The sequence below is a fragment of the Pseudomonas putida NBRC 14164 genome, from assembly GCF_000412675.1.
Classification (GTDB): domain Bacteria; phylum Pseudomonadota; class Gammaproteobacteria; order Pseudomonadales; family Pseudomonadaceae; genus Aquipseudomonas; species Aquipseudomonas putida.
Map to the genome: position 1 here is coordinate 5,414,479 of NC_021505.1, position 20,754 is coordinate 5,435,232.

Here is a 20,754-nt window from a genome sequence, read left to right on the forward strand (position 1 = left end):
CGGTCAAACCTCCGCTACTGCGATAAACTTTTGGTGAAATTTTTTCAGTCTGTCGAGCTCAGTTTTGACCACCTGGTATTCACCAGAACCCGGCTCATACAAAGCAAGATCTGCCTCATCATCAGCAATAGCAGCTTCAAGCTTGTCCTTTTCGATGATGGACTCATCGCAATTCGTGCAGGGGCCAGCATCGCCCAAGAGATAGAATTCACAGTTACCTGAGTAGGTACAGGCACCCAAAATAGTCGATTTATAGGAAATCTTGCCTTCCGCAGCCAGCTTTTCGGTCTCTTTCCTGACATCGACAATATGGATGTCTCCCTGATCCAATTTTTTGCGCTGGTTTGAGATATAGGTACCTGTCCCACCAAAAATCGGGCTATCGCTGCCGAACGCATGATCCAAAAGATCGTAAGCGATGCTCATGGGAACACCAGCCTGGTACTCAAACAGGACATGGTTTTTGGGAAGGATGAAATCGTCGGCCTCTGGGTCATAATAACCAAAAATGGTTTTAAGCCTTTCAAAGTTATTGCCGTAATAGCGACTCATTTGAGTGGTCAAGTGCTTGAACTGCCTCCGAAGTGTAGGCAAAGAAATGAATCCGCTACTTCTGCCATAATAAGCTAGAGAGCGACGAAACTGATGGGTTCTGAAAGGCCAAGGTGAGCCAACCTGGAACTCCGGCTCTAGAGAAAAGTCACGCTTCGGATCGCTAGCCTGGAGCTCCAAGAAATCAGTCTCGGTGATAAGCTCAAACTGCTTAAGTCGAGCGGGCTTATTTTGACTGCCTAGCTCAGAAACACCAACTTGGGTTTGAGAATAGTTTATGATTGCAGGCGTCAGGAACAGGGGCATATCATCATAGGAAACGTGAAACAATAATGACAGCCCGCGACAAATACCTTGAGCAACTTCGACCGCACGCACGACCTCATCAGTAGCTAGCCAAGCGGCTGCCTTACGATACCCAGTAAACTTAGTAGTAGTTGAGATCACCTGGACAATCATCGAGTCGTCTCGCGTGACGCCTTCGTCATCGACCGTGGCTGCGCTTACCTCTTCATCATTAATACAACCATACGGCAGTCGCATAACCTCTTGGTCTCGCATACCTGTATAAAGATGTATAATGGTTTTGAGAATCCACTGAATCCTAATTATCGCCCCGGACAAGTTGTTCCGACCAATACAACCTAGGTCATCTTTGAGCACGGATTCTAGCTCATGAGAAATTACTGCTTGCTTAAAGTCAGGCTCATACGAAGAAATCCGAGAATCAAGGGATGCCTGCGCCTTATGGCTGCGGCCATAGAGTGGACTTTCAAAAGATTTTAGGAATGCCTCGAGCGCGTGTCGATTTTCGTAAAGAAGATTAAGCCAATCATTTGATGAGTTTAGCAACCCGAGATATATCCGCGTAGGGATGACAGGGGTCTGATTTGACTTCTTATCATCGACGCCAAATCTGAGATGGAAAACACCATGCAATTTGTAGCCCAGACGATGTTCACCGATGGCAACGATATGACCCAACATGGCCCGCGCGCCCTTCCGGTATGTTTCGCCAAAATCACTTTTAATAATCCAGTCGCTATACCCATCAAGGTACGCAGGATTAGTAAATAACTGTTGAAGACTAATGATACCAATCAATGGATTGGCCTTCTGGGCATAACAATACCTTGCAGCCATACGCAAAACAGAAAAATATTTAACTAAAGCTTCAGCACTGAGCCTGCCGAGCTTACCTGCACGCACATAAAAAAGCAGGCAAAACAGGAGATACCTTACCTCTTCAACAAGACCAGAACACTCAGCGTCGAGCTTATCAAAAATGCTACTGAACAAAATAAGACGAATTTTAGTTGCTTTAAGACGATACGGATTTAAATCCCATATATCGCCTCCATAAACGACAATGGGTGTACCTTTTACGTCCCGACAGATGACAAAATCGGGAGAAGGCCTCCAATCCGAATCAACCGGTATTTCGGATGCCGCTTCAAGAAACTCTGACTGACCATCATTAAAGTGGAGCATGCTAGCCATTAAAAATATATACCCATTTTCTCATAACGCTGGAGTCGCCGCTCCCAAAAAACGGTGAGAACTCCTAAGTCAAACACTTTCTTCCTGACCATAACTACCAAGTTGGCAGATTCCTTAGAACGTTCAGAGATAGCGTCTAAAATAAAATTAATGCGAACGACGACTTCCTTGAAAATCTTTTCTGAAAATTCGAAGTTAGGGGCATTAGACCTAACTCCTTCGATAACATAAAGAAAGCTTAGCAATTTATGAATGTCTGCCTCGTCCGCGTGAACAAGATAATGAACGCAGAACAAACAACCATATTGCGTTTTGCAATCCGGCTCTATGGACACCACCGGAATATCGCTTTGTGGATTATGAAGCGACTCACAGTGCCCGACTGCGATAGATACGCCAGGAACATTATGCGATTCCTTTATGCGTTCAGCAGCTTTCCTGAGCGCAGCCCAATACTTCTTAAGTTCTTCCTTTTGATTTGAAAGCGGGGTACCAACGTAGGAAGCAAGGTTCGTCCGCTCCGCGTGGTTCATTACCGCACTTACCAAGAGAGGCGAATGGCGCAGATAATGGAGCGTAACACTCTTGTGCTTACGCATTAACCTTGGCGGTATGTTGCCCGAACCTCTAGGCAAAAACACTCCATCGAGAACCCTATAAAATTTAGTTGAAAATACCGCTTCCAAAGGCTTTGGACTGTCAGAATCATTGTCCACATCAATTGCTTGAAAGAAAAGGTATTCCGACTCACGCCCTTTTAATACCCACTCACGAAACTTCAGATACTCACGCAAGATCTCCATACCAGGGCCACGACCGATGGGGTAGCTAACCTCCAATCCCTTAGCCCTGAGCTTGATAGCTGTCAAATCTTTTTTAAAGGGCGACCTGACCAACTCTGCAGCATCTTCGTATAGAAACTGTATCACTTCGCCTGAATTTGCACCTATCACCGCATTTAATAGGCATGCAAATGCTCTCATTGCAACAGATGCCAACCTCATCCTAAAGAGATGGTAGTCATCCGAATTCGCTTCATTGACGGCCTGGAGAGCGCCTGCAACAGCTTCCCTCACATCCTTCAGTCTCCAGTCGGGACGCTCAAGACTCAGTTCCTCAACACGCTTAATTCTACCCTCTTTATAATCGTAGGCGGAAAACTCGTGACCACCTTCAGTAAGCGGCGTAATGTACTTTCCAGTCCCAGGAAATATATGCGTATGGTAGTCAGTAGTAACAAACTTCAGCGGATATGGCGCTCCCTCGATCAAAAACCTCGAAAAGGTAAAAGCAATGACGAGAGAAATATCGACATACTTCTGGACAGCACGCTCATCTGGAGCATCCAGTCCGTCTTGACTAGGTGTCACGGAAGGCACAGCCGTAAGAACGTATTCTGCCTCTAGAGGAAACTGTAGTTCTATAGCACGTCTCAGAGCCCGTTGGTAGAGTTGACCAGTATGCGGAGACATTTTCTTGGGGCCGAGAATAGCCTCAAAAATATGGTTAGAGTACCCAACGTAACCCCGCCGCGCAGACTCAGGACTGCAAAGTACATCGGGAATGCCATTCGATTCGCACCAGACCAACCCGGATTCAAGCGACTTAAATTCCGTCTCGATTGTCTTATGGCTGGAACCTTGCAAGAAGTAGAAATCCCACAAAGCGACCAGAGCCTTGCGCCGACTAGGCATAACCGAATTAACATCTACAAGATATCCGCTTTTGGATTTCTCGCGAACAGAGTAAGCAAGCACCCCTACATCTAAAGGAGAGCGCCTATGATCTAGCTCGAGCGTAATAAGCTCAGGATGGACAATATTGTCTGCCTGCGCAATTGACGACAAGGTAGAGGGATAAGTTCTGCGAACGATCAGCTCAGTTACCATGACGCTCTACCACAACCAGATCCCGGTACGAAGACATCTTGAACAGTGAGTCTTCGTAATCTTCTTGAGCCCTCATCTTCTCAGGGATCATTTTAAATAGCTTAAGGTAGTTTTCAGTTGTTTCACGCCGTTCATGGTGAAGTCGCTCCTGAATAATTGCAATCTCATCACCAGGCAGCAGACGACAGCTTTCCAGACCTGGAATCAAGAGCTGATACAGCTGATAAGCAAAAGTGGCTCGAAGCCAATGAAAGGTGAAATCCTTAGGGAAATCTGCAGGCACAGATCTCATCAGCTTTTTCTTAAGGGTTTCAGCTACAGCACCCTGGGGACGGGTGTTAACAAAACTGTATCTGGGATCAGATCCAGCCATATAGTAGCAGTTAGCTTGCTCCGACAGAAATACGTATTCTTCCCCTGCTGGTATCACATGCAAGGCAGGATACGAAGTTTTATATCCCTGAAGAAAGCGTTGACGCCGATTTTTCGAATAAGCGCTCCGCACGAACGTGATCAAATCCTCAGCAAGCGACTTGGGCACGTGAAGCGTCTGGGGCTTATTGTTCTTGGTATCAATTCCCGTACCTGGCCCCGCCTTCAGAATGTACGTACCCTCTGGCTCAAGCTCTCCCTGAACCAGTGCTTCTACATGCTTCACCCTCAGCGTCAAAACAGTCTGCTTTCGAGCGCCTGTCATAAGAGCAAACAGGATTATCAGCCGCTCTTGGGCGCTCCAGCTGTCTGAATTGACTGCCTCAATTACGCTAACTAACTCAGTATTGGTTAACGGACGAAGGCATTCACCTTCGTCATCAACAAAGCCCTTGGGAATTATTTTACTCTTGTTGTAACGCTGTGTTTGGCTTCTCTGCTCAACAGTTACCTGTCGCGTGAAGCCATAAGCATTTTCAATGAAGATATTAATCTGCTTGACAGTATCAACACGATCAATTTCGATAGAGTGCCAATACTTCGATACAAACTTGTAGAACTGGTACACGACCCCAGTGTATTGATTGCAAACCGCCGCCCCACGCCCTTCCATTTTCATAAGATGAGCATGATACCGATAGGTTGGTCGCAAAGTTATCCTCTTCCCAGAGAAGTCGAGCCAATTGATGTTATTCTCTTCAGTAAACATCAAGTAATCTAAAAGCCGACTAGCCTTGCGTTTAGCATCGTCAGTTGGTCTGTTGTGAGCGTGCTTATCCCTTACTAAATTAATCAAAAACGAATTAGCCTCTTTCCAAGGCTCACCATTCTTATGAAACAAAAAGGGCATATTAAAAATGCTACGGGTTACTGCATCTCCAATAGACTCTCGCACTTGGAATCCGGGAATTACTCCGTCCACGCCGACTATTTCAACAGGCGTCGATCCGTCCGGCTCTAATCCGAAATAAAGGCTTCCAAAAGCCTCACTGACCTGAGGGATAACAACCAAACGCGTTGAATGTTCAGGGTTTACGAAAGCAGCCACAGCGGAGATCCAGCCAGAAAAAGACGTCAATCCTAAACGTTTCGCGATTTCAGCTCAAGGATTTTGTCAATCATTAAACGTTACACGAAACCGTCAATCAGGCAACGTTGCGTGGTAGCTTGGGGTACCGCCCTTTGAGGTCTTTCTTCACTTCGGCATAGGTCGTGCGCCAGAAGTTGGCCAGGTCCTGGGTGACCTGCACCGGTCGGCGTGCCGGCGACAGCAGGTGCAACTTGACCTGCTGCCGGCCATTGGCGATGCGCGGGGTATCGGCCAGGCCGAACAGTTCTTGCAGGCGCACGGCGAGAATCGGCGGGGTTTCGCTGTAGTCCAGGCGGATATTCGAGCCGGACGGCACGGCCAGATGCGCGGGGGCCTGTTCTTCCAGGCGTTGCGGCAGCGGCCAGGGCAGCAGGTTGCGCAGCAGCGACGGCAGGTCCAGCGCGCTGAAGTGGCTGAGCCGGGACACTTTGCCAAGGTAGGGCTGCAACCAGTCTTCCATGCTGGCGAGCAGCGCCTCGTCACCCAGGTCGGGCCATTCACTTTGCCCGTCCCTGTCCAGGTCCAGCTGGCGCAACAGTGCCACGCGCGCCTGCCACTGGCGCAGTTCCGGGGTCCATGTCAGCAGGTTCAGGCCTTTGCGCCGTACCAGGCCAAGCAGCGCATTGGCCCGCGCTTCGTCAGTCAGGCCCGCCAGTGGTTCACGGCTTAGTATCAGCTCACCGACTTTGGTTTGGCGTTCGGCACGCAGCACCTGCTCACGCTCGTCCCAGTCGAGTAGATCGACACGCTCGACCTGCTCGGCCAGCACATCATCAAGCAGCGCCGGGTCAAATTCTGCCGCAAGGTAGATGCGCTCTTCGCTCTGGCCCTGGCGGCTGCCCAGGTCGGCGATCACCAACCACGGGTGCTTCATCAACGCATCGACCTCGCCGAACAAGGCAGCACGGCCGTTGGCCAGGCGATACTCGGCGCCCCCTGCACGCCGCTGCTGCGCGACCCGGTCGGGATAGGCCAGCGCCAGCAAGGCGCCAAGCCAACGCGGATGGTCGGGGTCGGCGACGGCGGCCCCCGCCTTGCCGCGCAACAGCCCACGGTACTGGCGCGCAAGCTGCCGGGCGCGCTGCACGCCACCCTGGCCGCCACGGCTGGCCTTGCTCTCGCCGCTGACCAAGGCCAGCCGGCTGTGCAGGTCGGCACCGCCGCCACGCTGGATATCCCGCTCACCGAGCAACGCCGCCACATCACAGGCCATGGCGGCCAACCCCAGGCTCTGACCACGCAGCAACAAATGGGCGATGCGTGGGTGAGCCGGCAGCTCGGCCATGGCCTGGCCGTGATCGCTGAGGTTGTCGCGGCTGCCCGGTTTGAATGCCCCCAGGCGCGCCAGCAGGTCCTGAGCCTGGGTAAACGCTGCGCTGGGCGGTTGGTCGAGCCAGCTCAACTCATGCGGGGCGACGCCCCAGCGCGCCAGTTGCAAGGCCAGGCCTGCCAGGTCGGCCTGGAGGATTTCGGCGCTGCCATGGGCAGCCAGTTGGTCATGCTGGGCTTCGGACCACAGCCGGTAGCACACGCCCGGCTCCAGGCGGCCGGCACGGCCGGCACGCTGGGTGGCGCTGGCGCGGGAGATACGCTGGGTATCCAGCCGGGTCATGCCACTGCCAGGGTCAAAACGCGGCACCCGGGCCAGGCCTGCGTCGATCACGACGCGCACGCCGTCGATGGTCAGGCTGGTTTCGGCAATGTTGGTGGCCAGCACCACCTTGCGCTGGCCCTTGGGCGCCGGGTCGATGGCTGCACGCTGGGCATTGAGGTCAAGTTCGCCATGCAGCGGGCACAGCAGAATCTCCGGCCGCTCGCCCAGTGCTTCCTGCAGGCTCTGGTGCACCCGGCGGATTTCGGCCTGGCCCGGCAAGAACACCAGCACACTGCCCGTCTGGTCGGCCAGCGCCTGCAGCACGCTGTCCACGACGCGTGGCTCGATGAACTCGCCCGGCTGGAAGGGCCGCCCCCAGCGGATGTCCACCGGGTGCATGCGGCCCTCACTGCTGACCACCGGGGCGTCGTCCAGCAGCCGCGACAGGCGCTCGCCTTCCAGGGTTGCCGACATCAGCATGATCTTCAGCGGTGGGTCGTCACGCAGCAACGCGCGGCCGTTGAGGCTCAGCGCCAGGGCCAGGTCGGCATCCAGGCTGCGTTCGCTGAGTTTGCTGATTTGTCATCTTGTCAAAATTAACAGAAGGGCTACGCTCAGGGGATCATGCCAGTCTTCCGAAGCGAGCGTAACCTTGACAATTATCAAAAGCAGCGCCTACCTCTTGGACTACCCGTTACAGGCCATCGACGAAGACCTGGCGCTCAAGCTTCTACAAACGCCCATCAAACCTGAGAGGTACAAGCGGACTGCACTGCAGCTGTTCGACTGCCACTGTCACTGCCTAGGTGAACGCTTGTCGCTTGCCAGTCTCGATGCCACTAAGCTCCGTTGGCTTGTCGAATCCTTCTACGGACACCTGAGATCTGGTGAGTTGATCGGCCTAGCCGCAGAGCCGATCAGAATGCGTTCATTGGTTCTCGGCCAAATGATTTCAAGTTTGATCGACAAGGTCTCAGGCCTTGAGTCGGTGATGTGGTCAAGCGGGGCGCAGTCTGGCTACAACCAAACTTGGAACCAATCTAAGCACAAGATTGATCCAGAAACGGCATCGTTCTGGGGATGCTGGCCTGTGAAGGCAAAAAAAGGAAAGACAGCCTATCTTAAGCTAGTGGATATGTATGACTCCCATGGCCCTCAATTCACGTCTGAGTTCCATGAGGCCATCCGCCGAGATTGTTTGAAAATTTGCAAAGCCTCCAGCGGCATGATCAATAAATTGGCCGCTTTCATTTCCAAAGAAGCTTTTCGATTTCCCCCACAAGCCTTCAAGTCCCACGAGATGATGGAGGAATTCTTCAAAGAATTCTTCTGGCACTACCAGACTACGGAATGGGAAAGAAACGAAGATCAAAGCTCCAATATTCGCTCTTGGCGTGCCCTTCGCGTCATTATTATTCGAGCATTACTCAAACCTCAAATTTGGAGCGCAGACGAAAGCGCTATTGTTTTGCCGCCAATAAAAAGTAAGCCGGGCGCCGAACAAAATATAAAAATCAACAAGCATGGCATACAGATTAAAGACAAACTACTTACGGAAGTCCCTCTCCATGTAAGCGACATACAAGCCATCGACTTATTATATGGAGAGATAAAGTCTGATCTGCGCACCGTAGAAAAATATGGCATCTCTGAAGCCTTAAAAATCCGTAGAGCACAGCGGCGTAGACTCAGAGAGGCAAAAACAGGAGGCATCCTCAGGATCCATTATAGAGGATCACGGCACTACAACAGCTTTGAAAAAACTGGCATTCAAGGTATTTGTCACACCTTTGAAAATGAAGGGTTCTGCACTACGGATGATGCGCGCAGCAGGTACACACAGCGACTACCAGCATTAGCTGAATTCCTTGGATTGCCAACAACATTCTCTTTATTTCCTTTCCAGTGCCTCTTGACGCTTTACCATCCTGAAATCACAGCTTCATTTCTAGACGACCTAGTGATTTGGGATGGAGAGACAAGAGTTTCTTTCATTAAAACCGACAAAGGTTATGAGTTAACAGGATTCAAAGACCGACGCGGCAGCAAGCACTCGGAACAGAAAATCCTTCTATCGCCTCGAGCAGCAGCTCTCGTCCGTATCGTGGAGGAAATCACAAACCCTCTGCGTGTCTTTCTGAAAAAACAAGGCGATCCCCAATGGCAAAAACTGTTTCTCACCTCTGGTTCGAGCTTCAACTACCCCCAGGTGGCGGATAGCAACGGGTTAAACAGCAGCGCAGTGAAAAAGTATAAAGGCACGAGAGATCTTTTCATTGAGAAACTTTCACCATTTACTCATAAGCGCGGTGAAGACTTAATTGATTTCATCAAAAAACTTTGTATATCCAGGGTTCGAGCTCAGTCAGCTGTGGCCGATTACATTCAGAACCATAGCTTAACTCGACTTGCAAAAAAGCTCGGGCATGCTTCTTTCTCACAAGACTTACTTGATTCTTACCTTCCCACTGCAATCTATGATTTTTTTGCAACTCGATACGTTAGAATTTTCCAAAAAGGGATCATTTGCGAAGCAATGAGAGAAAGCAAATACTTCCTTCAGGCGACAAAATTTGAAACTATTGACCAGCTACATAGTTTCCTGAGCCGGTATACTTTGAAAGAAGTGCCTGAAAACCTCAGAACCTTGGAAGAGAATAAAATAGCCCAAGGTGAGGTTGTCGAGGTTGGTGTTTCAGTATCGACTGAAAGCATGACTGCACTACTATCAATACGCGAGGCTATTAGACAAAGCCCTAATCCTACTAGAGTTAGGGGCTTGGCAAAATACTGGGCATCAGTTTGTGATGCTGTCGAGAACTACATTCGCAAATGCCGAGACACTGACTTACACAGTCACTTGAATGCAGCGTTGAAAAGCTGTGACCCAAGCGTATTCAGGAGCATGATTCATGCAGCGCCCTGAACATCTCGCACACTTTGCTAGTTTATTCAAAAAGCGTGAACTGGTTGACTTTATGTCAGCGCCTTGGCTCGTTTCAAATTTTGATGCGCATGTGTGGAAATATAACTTCTCATTCGCGAGAGACCAAGAGCTTGACTGGAAAGTACTTATGTATGATGGGTCATGCCTCACAGACCCATGTAACGAAGAGCTTTTGAAATCCTTAAAATGTTGGATTATTGCCTCAACTCAAAATTCAGCAACTACAAACCACACTAACGGAATGCGAACGCAAGCGATAGACTTCCGCCGCACACTTACGCTCATCGACTATATTCTACAGTGCGCCGAGGAGCTGCAGCTGATTGAGCACGGACTGGCAGCGCTCACGTATGAAATCATGTGTGAAATTATTGACCAGATTGGCTCCAGTAGTTATGTTGCAGTTAGTACTTATGATTGGAACCGCCGCCTGAATGAATACTGCATCAAAACACTAGAAAACACTGACCCGACGACTATAGACGAATGCTTGTTAAACAATCCCACGCTGAGCGATATTAGCCCCATTCAGCTAGAGGATAACAAACTTGACATCCCACTCGAGATAGTCCCGAGAGTAAGGGCGGCATTATTTTTAAGCAATGTGTATCACCGCGTTCCTGTTGGGGGCCATAATGTTAGCTCCGTCAAGATTAGTGCCGAGCTATATAAGAACACGCTCGCGGGCAAAAAGCGCTTTAAGCCTACCCATCGTATTTTGGGGTTTGTTTGGCGGAAGGAAACCTTCATGCGCGAACTGGACAGTGTTCCAGTTACTAACGGCAATCGTGATCGCATGACCAAACGGGAATTAGTGCTTTACCGATCATGTTTCGTCAGCCTGCAGAAAATTATCAAACTAGGGCTTTCCCTTCCGAGCCTGGATGATCTTAGAGAGTTGGCCACATACAAGGTTGCAGGCACAACAATGGGGCGCTTCAAAAACGTTCCAACTCCAATCATATTCACTGCCATCCAGAACGGCATTGAATTTCATTATGAGTATGGCCCTAAACTACTGCAAAGCTATGTGAATATTGCCAAATACTCCGTCAAGAATAGGATAAGCATTACAAGCATTCCAGACGAGACAATTATTTCACTTCTAGAACCGTCTATAGCTCAAGCTGGCGTGAGTCAACTAGGCCTGTCAACCCGTTCCGCTGGTAACGAACCGGGGTCAGAGCTAAAAGAATCAAAAGAAATATATTTTACGAGCTTACGAAACAACAAGGGGTTACTTGAGCTTATTGCTGTCTATTTTGGAGCGGTGCAGTTGGTCGTCGGGGCTACCATGGCGAAGCGAGGTTCGGAGCTACGAGGACTCGACCCAGAAACTTGCTTGAGCGAAAAGCATGATTATCTTATTGCACCCCTGTCTAAGTCCACCCGCAGCCTTCAGGGCCGACGGTCAAGAAACGCTAGACCTATCGACCCGCTCGCATCTGAGATGATTCAAGAGATTATCCACTTTCAAAATGAACTAACCAAAATAGGTTACATCAAAGAAAAATTACCTTTATTCTCATCACCTGGCGTATTTGGCACAAGCCAATTAACACCATGCGATGTGTATTTGTATTACAAGAACATAGACCTGTTCTGCGATTATTTCCAAGTCGACACAGACAAACTCGGCCGTCGATTCTATATACGTCAACACCAGTTAAGGCGTTTCTTTGCTTTGGTGTTCCTTAACTGCGGTTACGGCGCAAGCATTGGAATTCTACAGTGGATGTTCGGCCATGCAGACCCTGAGCATATCTGGAATTACATCACTGAGGAGCTTCCAGGCAAGGAACTTCAAAATACATTATCTCAAGCCCTTAGTGAGCGCATAACAACGGGAGGAGCCACACACTATACAGATGTGATTGGGCTAATCGAGGAAACATTTAACACTCGAAATGTCTCCATCATGGATGCCGAACAGCTCACCGAGTATTTGGAGTTTCTAATCGAGGGAGGTCAATTGACCATCGAACCTCAATTTCTGGAAGATGACAATGGCTTTCGTGTCGAAATTTTTACTGTAGTGAGGAAGAGCGATGAAACGGGATGATCTGAAAGAGTCACAAACCGAATCCATTGAAAACACTAGGCGGCTTCTATTTTCGATAATAGCGATGCCATCAAAGTACCTCGAGGACGAGGTTATAATTAGTTCCCTGGTTAGCCAAACATCTTTAGCCAAGCTTTCGCTGCAAACATCCATCGAGGAGGAGAACTTTCAAATATTTTCGCTTAGCCTCAATACATTTAAGCAGCGAAGCGAAGAAAGGCTTCCTGGCGGCTTTGCAGCTATCGATAGCTTACGCAGAAGCGCAGCACAGGCTATCCATAAAGAAAAAAACAAGCCACAACCAAAAAACAATCGCAGCAGAGATGCATTGTCTCAAAAAGTGGAAGATCTCAGTATAGAACTAGATATCCAAAAACGCTCAAACTTGATATTACTACAAACGCTATCGGATGTACGAAGAAAGTTAGGCGGTATCGTCAGTCCCCCGGATGAACATACGCGCCAGATTCGAATGTCCAAAGTCCTGGAGAGAATAACGGCGATCACCAGCCTCAACCCAGAAGCTTATAAGATACCCGCGATTTCCACAGCGACGGTGGTGCCAATTAACCCCAAGGAAGGGAAAAATGACTGACAAGTTCCTGGTCGAGACAATTGATTATGTCAATCTGTTCCAACGCGTTACGCCACGCAGCGTGCGAAGCTACCAATTTTATAGATTCCCCTTTATAAGCTGGCCAAATAACGAACCCTGTCACATAGCAAATCTTTACTTGCTAGATCTATCGCGCCTGCACACGCAGATCTCTGCTGACGGGCGAAGGCCAGATAGTAAAGGTGGAACTTTAGGACAGTATGCAAGCAATATTAGCCTCCTACTTAAACGATGCTGGCTTCACGGCATTGATCCTTATCACATCGATGACAAATTTTTCGAAGACTTCATCATTGAGTTAATTGAGGAGCTAAACCCAAAAAAACCGGGAAAACCTAAAAGAAAAGATAACACCACACTCAACATCGGAAGAGAATGCTTAAAATTTCTAGCTTGGACTGGAAATTTTCATGGCGATCCGAACTTTGTTTCCGAAAGTGGAACCATCAGAATAAGCACAGAAGAAATTATTAGAAAATTCAATAACGCCCGTAGGCCCATTCTCACGAAATCCCACCATTCCTTCCCTTTACCGCATCGCGAGCATACTCGAAGCCCTATATCAAAACACAACATTGAAAAAATGGAACAAGCAATCCGTGACAATGCACGATCCAGTTTTCTGAGAGCCAGGCACTTAGCACTGATTACTCTTCTGCAGCACACAGGCGCTCGAAGAGCGGAAATTGCCTCTTTGACGCTGACCGCTTTGCGAGAAGCTCAACTCATGAAGTACCCAATGCTACGCTTAGTCACACTTAAGCGTGGCGAGATATTTGCCCGTGAAATACCTATAAACGCGATCGCATTAAACGAAGTAAAAATATATCTCGCGGAAAGACGTAAAATAGAGAAGCAACACCCGGAAAATACAAACGATTATTTATTCATCTCTGAAACAACAGGCGCTCCTATCGCGATTGAGACAGTTACCTCGATAATATTCAAAATGAGATCAGCGGCAGGAATTGAAGAACAAGCATGCGCACATATGTTTCGCCACGCATTCATCACAAATCTTTTTACGCTACTTGTAGAACGTCATAAGTTTAATAGTAAAGATGAGTTTGAAGCGGCCCTGATCAGTGACAAGGATTTTTTGAAAAAAGTCCGTGAATGGACAGGCCACAAGAGCATCGAATCTCTGAGAGAATACTTGACCACGGTCTTTGAGGGCGAGAAAGGCATAGGCGATTCAGCAGCAGGTGTGCACAGAACTACAACGCTTAGTCTTTACCAAGAGAAATCTGACGCGCTCTATAACGAGTTCAAAAACAATTTAATTACTCACCCCGAGTTCATTCGTCGAAGCGATGAGTTAATGGCGTTACGCGACTTGGAGCTTTCTAGACACGACAGAAAAACTTGATATAACCCTGTTATATTCAATTAAACTGGGAACACTAGAATTACTCCAACACAGCCCAAACTACAATTATTGAAATTACTCTAAGAGACACGATGGAAACCTTAACTTTAGCAAAAGTAGAAAAGCTGGCGATCAAATACAACCTAATCTTCGGCCCCTCCACCATTGCGTCAGGCCCTAAGACTAAAACCTATAAGCTTGCTATCAGCTTCATTCTTCTAACAGTGGTTTTCATGGGCATATCTATAGCAACCCAGGTAGCAGACTCAAATCTCACACTCCCGCTAAGCCTCATTGCCGCGATTTTTGAGCTGATCGCACTATATTTACTGGCTCGCAGGTACGAACCGCAATATCGACAGTTCATGCTCAAGAAATATGGGATTCTCGGCAACGAAACTAACTTTTCCCGTAGCAAGCTTGAAGATTATAAAACTGTGTGGCTGAAGCGTAATATCGGCGCATCCGAGGCATCGTACCTAGAAATAGTAGAGAACCTAAGCAAGGTACTCGAATTCAGCAAAGGATTTAATGAACATTCCCGTGCTCTTGGCGAGAGCATTCTCAATCACATATTCAGCATTAAGATGTTTCGCGGCTTCTTTACACTTGGTTTCATCGGAATAGCAATGAACGCCACATTCAGAATACTTGACAGCAATGCCAACCTGAAAGCTCAAGCAACCCCATACTTCCACGACCTTCCAGCCTATACACTGGCAGGCCTAGTCCTTTCAATATATTGCGCTGTTATATTTGGCATGATAGCGATGGCATGGCGAGCATCGCGAGACTTTTATCTAGAACGCCGCAAAGGGAAGTGTTCTAAGAATACACTAAACTTTTTTGTCCAAGCTCTGCTAAAACGAGCCATTCTGCCCATCTATGACGCAAGACTCCCTAACAAGGCAGCAGCTTGAATTCCGCGTCTAGGTGCCATAGGGAAAATCCGCGATCCGATGCCGGCTTTTCCTTCAGCTTCAACAGCGAACTGTTGAGAGCCCCTTCTTAACCGGTCTTGGGAGGGTGCATATTTGGAGAAATGCATAGGCGGCCTCTACGAGCCCGTATTAGCGACAATCTCATGGCATCGCCTCCAAGGCCGTCGAAGCCAGCTTCCACCTGAGGGGCCCGCCCGCTGCCCGGCTACTGGGGTTGGCTATACACGGGGACGTCAACAGCTTACTAAATCAGAGCATCAACGTCGTCCCAATCACTATCAACGCTTAACGGGTCTATCTGACGAGGTGACGGACGCTGACGTGGAGGTTCGGCACCATTCATTGACTCGACAAAGCGCTTCTCAAACTCGGCCTCGATTTCAGAGGCTGGGGCAGCCGCGATCTGCTCGAGCATCACCGAAAAGCTCTTCACACCCCTCTCCTTCAGAAAGGCCGCTACGGTGGTGAGATTCTTGAACACCCTAGGGTTACCGCGCTGGGTGTGCAGGGTGTGCGCTAGGTCGGAATGCTCAACCTGCAAGCTGTAGCCACCCGCTTGAGCCATGACTCGGACATCACACTCAGCTACCTCCAGGTGGAATTGCAGCTGCCGCTCGGTGATAGGAAAATCGGTGCCGGCCATTTCAATCCTTGGATTTCGACTTCAAAAATTAACCTTTGCAATCAAAAAGCATTTTTTGATTGAATGCAATACTCTAGAAAATACTAATAGTCCTCCGCTATAACCCTCTAGAAACCGCTAATCCCGTGGCCTAAACGTTCTTACACAAACGCGCCTATATCTAGATACAGCTGGCGACGTCCCTGTAAATTCTGCCTCATCACGGAACGGAGCCTATTGCCATGCCTAACCTAATTGCCCTTGTCGAGGCGGCTAACTCGACTAATCCACTGATTTTGGCCCTCTGCGTCGCATTGATCCTTAGCTTGGCGGTGTTGAGGAAAGGTAAATGAGTTCGCCAAAACCTGATCTCCGCTGGGCGAAAATGCCTAATCGGTGGGCTATGTCTGGTGAACTGGCTAATTTCGGCGAGCTGAATGACCAAGGGAATGTCGACCTAGTGGCGATCAACACCTCCCTTGCTGCGCTGAAGGTGTACTTGGCTATCTGCACTCGGGCGAACTACAAAACAGGGATCGCCAAGACGACGTATCCAGAGCTCTGCGACTTGGTTGGGCATTCGCGGAACGTGATTGCACGCTCGCTCGAGGTGCTTGAGAGCTTCGGGTACATTCGCCGTGATACTGGGAAGACCAGGGACGGCTCACTGATCTATGTCGAGAAATGGCTTGAGGATGAGGGGTTCGCCAAAATCCCAAAAAGCTGGCTGTACCAGGGCCGTGGGCCCAAACAAGATCAGTCGAGTGAGCACAAGGTAACGAAGCTGGTGAAGCTCAAGGCTTTTGGCTTCAACAAGCGCATTTCGCTGCAGGCGCTCAAGATCTACATCTTGCTACTAACCATGCGCAACCGCGACTATCCGAAAGGCGACGGCTTGACTGTGATCAGCTACGACAACATCGCTGACCGCACGGGTGTGGGTCGCCACGCGGTGAGTCCGGCGATCACCCTGCTTATGGAAATGAACCTGATTACGTTCCGCTCTGGCAACCATGGCGGGAACGATGCCATGGACTTTGATAGGACTAATCGCTACCTGATCAAGGGCCTCAACGTGCGTTATCAAGGGCTGACCGATGTCGCCTCTCCCCACGCGCCGGCAGCTCGAGTACCAGCCCAACCTGAGCAAACTGCCCACTAGTTAGAAAGGCCGGTGGGTTATGGCGGTGTGCAGATGCTCACTGCCGGATGAGTGGTGCGGGTTACTTCCCCTGGCGGGGAAATGCCAAAGCGGCCTTAGGGGCGCTCCAACCCGATCCTGATGCAGCCAATTCACCACTGCTCGGCTAGGCCAGTGATTGGGATCATTTTCTCAAAGACTTCTCATCGCCTTGGCTCAATCTGTAATAGCGTTTGCCATCCTTGGCCATGCACCAAGGATTAAAGAAATCACGCAGATGTGGGAGCTCAGAATCAGGGTCTTTAGCGAGCTGACGGCGTACGGCAATCCGATAGCTGCGGTGCCATGTTTGCTTGTCAAAATGCTCGCTTTCAGCGGAGGTTATGCCCCGGATCGGGGTTTTGCGACGGCTTCTGCTCATTGAGGTGTTCGGGGGCTGATGAAGCGCGCTCATGCGTGCTTGCCCTGCTCGGCAGAACTTTCCAGCCTAACACGACCTTTGAGCATCGAATATACCAATACTCCAGCGCTGAAACACGAGGAGGCACGAGCGTCCACTGGCGGTGCATGGCAGGGCTCCATGTTTCTGAACATCCGCGATTCGACGCCGGCCTTACTTTCTGCCTGAGCACCGACCTGCTATTAGCGCCCTTTCAACGATCCTGGTAGGAAGCCTGGTGGAGTAAAGGCATAGGCGGCCTCTTCGAGCCCGAAGCATCGAAATAAAATACCCGACAGCCGCGTCGCGTTTGCGCTGGCATCAGCTCCGTGAAAGCCTCAAGCCGTCATCCAAGCTTCCAGCTAGGGAGGCCTGTTGGTAGGCCTCACACCCCTTACCTGGGGAGGAGGTACTCAGCCTTCCGGCGGATGCGGATCATTGCCGTAGGAGTCTCGAGCTCGGATCTTGTTGTCCTTCCCGTGGATCAGCACCTCGCTTTTCTGATTGCGGGCAATCTCACGCGCAGCCTCAGCGGCCTCTTTCTGCGTTGGGTGATGAGAGGTGTCCCTGGTGTTGCCCTCCCCTAATACCGCCCACCCCTTATCCCGCTTTACTACGTGCTGATTTTTTCCTTTGCCTGCCATGTCCCACCTCGGTGTGTAGAGAATGTACTTGAAGCCTAGCAAGCGAAACGGAAAGCACAAGATGTACGCAAAAGTACAAATTGAAACACATCATATTGTGCTTGGCTGGAGCGCATGCGGTGCAGACGCCAGGCCTTTCGCAAAATGGTGGCAAGCTACTAGCCTATAGAAGCTAGGGATGAACACGGAGAGGCTAACGGAGCCAACTGTTCGTTCGTCTCACTACAGCCCGCATACGAATTCCGCGCCTATGACGGCGTCCCATGGTTGTCACAAGGACAAGACACACATGAGCTCGATCAAGGAATACTACTTCGAGAAGCAGCAGGAAAATTGCATTGCATGGATTCGGGAACAGTATGGAATCGAGATAGATCCTGATGAGCCCCCCGAAGCGTGGGAGGATCTGGCCGGCGAGTACTCCGCCATGCTTGAGGCTGAGGAAGCCGAGTACCAATGGCTGAATCGGCATACCCACAGTGAGTTTTTCCTGCAATTCGCGAACGAGCTCGCGACGGCTTCCAGCTTGCTAAATGTAGGCACCTCCGCCGTCCACACCGATACCCTCAACAAGCTCGTCTACGCCCATATCATCACACTCATGGAGGCGTTGATCAGCTCGGTTGTGCGCCACTTGATCGTGAAGGATGCTCGGCTGCTGACCAACCTGGTCGCCGGGTATGGAAAGCTGAGCGCGAAGACCATCACCCTCAAGGAAATCGCAGAGCAACCTAAGGTAATGGAAAGCATCGCTCAACAGGCCCTGTCTGAGCTGACGTTTCACAATGTCGCCACGATCAAGCAGATCCTGGATGCAATGTTCGCCGAGCACATGGACGGCTTGAAGATTGCCCCAATCGCACGTATCTGCAGCAAGCGTCATGACATAGTCCATCGCAACGGCAAGACTGTAAGAGACGAACCGATTGACCTCACTGTGGAAGAGGTTCGTAACGCGATGCTCGTCGTTCGAGCTTTTGCTGACGACCTACAGAACAGGATCAACAAGGCACTTGATGAGGGATCTGCGCTTTGAAGGACAGGATGCCCTCACCTGATATGGCTTGCCATTGGATGCTGCGAGGGGGTAGTCGTCGAAAAAGGATTTTCCACCCCGTCCTGCCGGAAGCCCCTTCGGGAGAAACGATCAAGCAAGGGCGAGTTATGGCGATGGGATGGACGTAGGAGAAAGGCCCGGGAGTGACAATCGCACGGGCCTTGGTGACTATCGGCGGTGATAGATGACTCGGGACTCGCCCAGAAGGTCATCCACGTCGACCAGCGGAACAGACGAGCGAACGCGACCAGAACTTGTCTGGCTGCGTCCTGTGGAAATCTGGGATCTGGTCAGGTAACCATCCCCTTCCTTCCTGCCTGTAGGCTTACCACTCTGATGACATGAGGATTTCATGAATCCGCTCCGGGGTTACATTGTCTTCGCAGAGCTTGGGCTTCTTGCGATATGCGCCACCAGCCGTCTTTTTCGAGGCGACACACTGGCCATTATCGGCCACCTCTACCAAAAGCGATGTTCCATCCGACGAAATGCTTTCCCAGCGCTGGGCGTTCCCGTCTGTGGAAAACCGCCAATCCAGACCCAAATCCTCGATTGACGACAACTCATTCAGTAGCTCCATCACTGATTGATACCGCTTGTCAGGGTCGAACTTCAAGCACTTCTTGATAATGGTCTTCAGCTTTTTCGGGACATGGCGCGGCAGCTGAGTGAGGTCTGGATAGGTTTCTGTGCGCTGTGCACGAATAAGCTCGGCACCAAGCTTGTAGGAATCTCGCTGTCGCTGCAGGGATTCTAATCCCACAAGCAGGCGGTACAACGTCAGCCCGACTTGATAGATGTCTGCGCTGTTGTTGAAGTCCCGGGTAGCCGAGCTCTCGGGCGGAAGATGGAGACGGTAGGTGGCTTCGGGGGTAGCGAAGCCATCGTCATCCATATTCTTGGCGAACCCAAAATCTGACAGGAGTGCTTCATCTGTGTCAGAGATCAGGATGTTGTCAGGCTTGATGTCGAAATGGAGCAGCCCCTTGGAGTGAATGTTGTTGAGGCCGCTCAGGAATTGAATGGAGTAGCGTATGAGCTGTCTGCAGGTCAGCCCTTCCGCCTCTACTACCTGGTGAAGGGATCCTCTGCTGTAATACGGCATGGCGATGTATATGTTTTGAGCATCCTTACAGGCGTAAAGCACCTGCACGACATTGGGGTGCACGCTCTTGTAAAGCAGCTGAGCCTCGAGCAGGAAACGCTCTTCGTTGAAACCATCAGTCTTGACTTGCTTCACAACCAGTTCGGCATCCAGATGTTCATCATGGACGACGTAGACCTCGGAGTTCTCACCATGCTCGCCGATTCGTTGCTTTTTCTGGAACGAAACCTGGGCCGTTTGGTACGGAATCATCATCGGGTGGCTCCTACCGCAACGAGGATTGCCTCTCGGACAGCTTGAGCCTTGCCAGCTGGCCACCCATCCACGTCGTCAAGATCAGTGTCGCACTTCACGATCGAAGCAAACTCCGCTGCGGTGATGCCGAGGCGCGCGCTGATGCTTGTCTTGCGTCCAACAAAGTAGCTTTTGATGCTGCTGCTTGCGAACGACTCCATGAACACGGCCTCCAGGTAGAGCCGATCAGCATCCTGGTTCTGAGAGTTGCCTTCTGCGACTCGGATGCCAGCTACATCAACCTCATACTCTCGAAGGATGTCGAGGATGCTGTGACGAGCAAACTTGAGTTGCTCTGGCTTGTTCAGGATCTGGGGGATGATCAACGATTCGACGTTCAAGATTTGCTTCGCTTCATCGTCGTAGATGACGAACGTCGCCTTTTTAGGCTCAGCGCGTATTCCGAGTGATCGCATGGCTTTCCCTGCGTGAAGAGGTGTCGGTTGTGGTTCGAACACTA

General features: G+C 50.2%; 15 protein-coding genes and 1 pseudogene. 7 read left to right on the top strand and 9 right to left on the bottom strand.

All coding sequences use genetic code 11. The annotated features are described in order from the left end of the window. Nucleotides 1–3 precede the first annotated feature (3 nt). From PP4_RS24110 to hrpB, 4 genes and pseudogenes are all read right to left on the bottom strand, one after another. A complete protein-coding gene (locus tag PP4_RS24110) occupies nt 4–2,052 on the bottom strand; it encodes a hypothetical protein (protein WP_016501723.1) in 2,049 nt (682 codons plus the stop codon). Beyond that, on the bottom strand, nt 2,052–3,941 hold the full coding sequence (locus tag PP4_RS24115; protein WP_016501724.1) for a hypothetical protein: 1,890 nt from the start codon (nt 3,939–3,941) through the stop codon (nt 2,052–2,054). Before PP4_RS24115 ends, PP4_RS24110 begins: the two co-directional genes overlap by 1 nt. Continuing rightward, complete coding sequence (locus PP4_RS24120) at nt 3,931–5,421, bottom strand: site-specific integrase (RefSeq protein ID WP_016501725.1); 1,491 nt, start codon at nt 5,419–5,421, stop codon at nt 3,931–3,933. The genes PP4_RS24115 and PP4_RS24120 overlap by 11 nt, the downstream gene beginning before the upstream one ends. A 97-nt stretch (nt 5,422–5,518) precedes the next feature. After that, a pseudogene (hrpB, locus tag PP4_RS24125) lies at nt 5,519–7,621 on the bottom strand (ATP-dependent helicase HrpB); the annotation flags it as partial. Nucleotides 7,622–7,709: 88 nt separating this feature from the next. Between hrpB and PP4_RS24130 the strand changes: the two are divergent. The 5 genes from PP4_RS24130 to PP4_RS24150 all read left to right on the top strand — a co-directional run bounded on the left by PP4_RS24130 (nt 7,710) and on the right by PP4_RS24150 (nt 14,971). Further along, nucleotides 7,710–9,983 (top strand): hypothetical protein, encoded by a 2,274-nt coding sequence (locus tag PP4_RS24130; RefSeq protein WP_115283665.1) that lies wholly within the window; start codon nt 7,710–7,712, stop codon nt 9,981–9,983. Next, nucleotides 9,970–12,066 carry a Site-specific recombinase phage integrase family domain protein gene (locus tag PP4_RS24135; RefSeq protein WP_014592493.1) on the top strand — a complete coding sequence of 699 codons (2,097 nt, stop codon included), beginning with the start codon at nt 9,970–9,972 and terminating at the stop codon, nt 12,064–12,066. The genes PP4_RS24130 and PP4_RS24135 overlap by 14 nt, the downstream gene beginning before the upstream one ends. After that, on the top strand, nt 12,053–12,661 hold the full coding sequence (locus PP4_RS24140) for a hypothetical protein (protein ID WP_016501728.1): 609 nt from the start codon (nt 12,053–12,055) through the stop codon (nt 12,659–12,661). The genes PP4_RS24135 and PP4_RS24140 overlap by 14 nt, the downstream gene beginning before the upstream one ends. Beyond that, the gene (locus PP4_RS24145; protein WP_016501729.1) at nt 12,654–14,051 is read left to right on the top strand and encodes a tyrosine-type recombinase/integrase; all 1,398 of its coding nucleotides are present in this window, start codon (nt 12,654–12,656) and stop codon (nt 14,049–14,051) included. Before PP4_RS24140 ends, PP4_RS24145 begins: the two co-directional genes overlap by 8 nt. Nucleotides 14,052–14,143: 92 nt before the next feature. Next, nucleotides 14,144–14,971, top strand: coding sequence for a hypothetical protein (locus PP4_RS24150; RefSeq protein ID WP_016501730.1), 828 nt, complete (start codon nt 14,144–14,146; stop codon nt 14,969–14,971). Between the two features lie 265 nt (nt 14,972–15,236). Here PP4_RS24150 and PP4_RS24155 read toward each other — a convergent pair whose 3' ends face one another. Beyond that, nucleotides 15,237–15,635, bottom strand: a complete 399-nt coding sequence (locus PP4_RS24155; RefSeq protein WP_016501731.1) for a hypothetical protein — start codon at nt 15,633–15,635, stop codon at nt 15,237–15,239. A 328-nt stretch (nt 15,636–15,963) separates the two neighbouring features. On the opposite strand from PP4_RS24155, the gene PP4_RS24160 reads away from it, so the two are divergent. Then, nucleotides 15,964–16,776, top strand: a complete 813-nt coding sequence (locus PP4_RS24160) for a helix-turn-helix domain-containing protein (protein WP_016501732.1) — start codon at nt 15,964–15,966, stop codon at nt 16,774–16,776. A gap of 163 nt (nt 16,777–16,939) precedes the next feature. Here PP4_RS24160 and PP4_RS28320 read toward each other — a convergent pair whose 3' ends face one another. Both PP4_RS28320 and PP4_RS28325 read right to left on the bottom strand, forming a co-directional pair. Beyond that, nucleotides 16,940–17,209: a hypothetical protein gene (locus PP4_RS28320; RefSeq protein WP_197538703.1), complete on the bottom strand. Its 270-nt coding sequence runs from the start codon at nt 17,207–17,209 to the stop codon at nt 16,940–16,942. A gap of 398 nt (nt 17,210–17,607) precedes the next feature. Then, a complete protein-coding gene (locus tag PP4_RS28325) occupies nt 17,608–17,838 on the bottom strand; it encodes a DUF2188 domain-containing protein (protein WP_016501733.1) in 231 nt (76 codons plus the stop codon). Nucleotides 17,839–18,127: 289 nt separating this feature from the next. On the opposite strand from PP4_RS28325, the gene PP4_RS24165 reads away from it, so the two are divergent. Continuing rightward, the gene (locus tag PP4_RS24165) at nt 18,128–18,874 is read left to right on the top strand and encodes a hypothetical protein (RefSeq protein ID WP_041167889.1); all 747 of its coding nucleotides are present in this window, start codon (nt 18,128–18,130) and stop codon (nt 18,872–18,874) included. 346 nt (nt 18,875–19,220) lie between these two features. Here PP4_RS24165 and PP4_RS24170 read toward each other — a convergent pair whose 3' ends face one another. Next, nucleotides 19,221–20,255: a serine/threonine-protein kinase gene (locus PP4_RS24170; RefSeq protein WP_041167890.1), complete on the bottom strand. Its 1,035-nt coding sequence runs from the start codon at nt 20,253–20,255 to the stop codon at nt 19,221–19,223. Further along, complete coding sequence (locus PP4_RS24175) at nt 20,252–20,710, bottom strand: hypothetical protein (protein WP_016501736.1); 459 nt, start codon at nt 20,708–20,710, stop codon at nt 20,252–20,254. Before PP4_RS24175 ends, PP4_RS24170 begins: the two co-directional genes overlap by 4 nt. Nucleotides 20,711–20,754 lie beyond the last annotated feature (44 nt).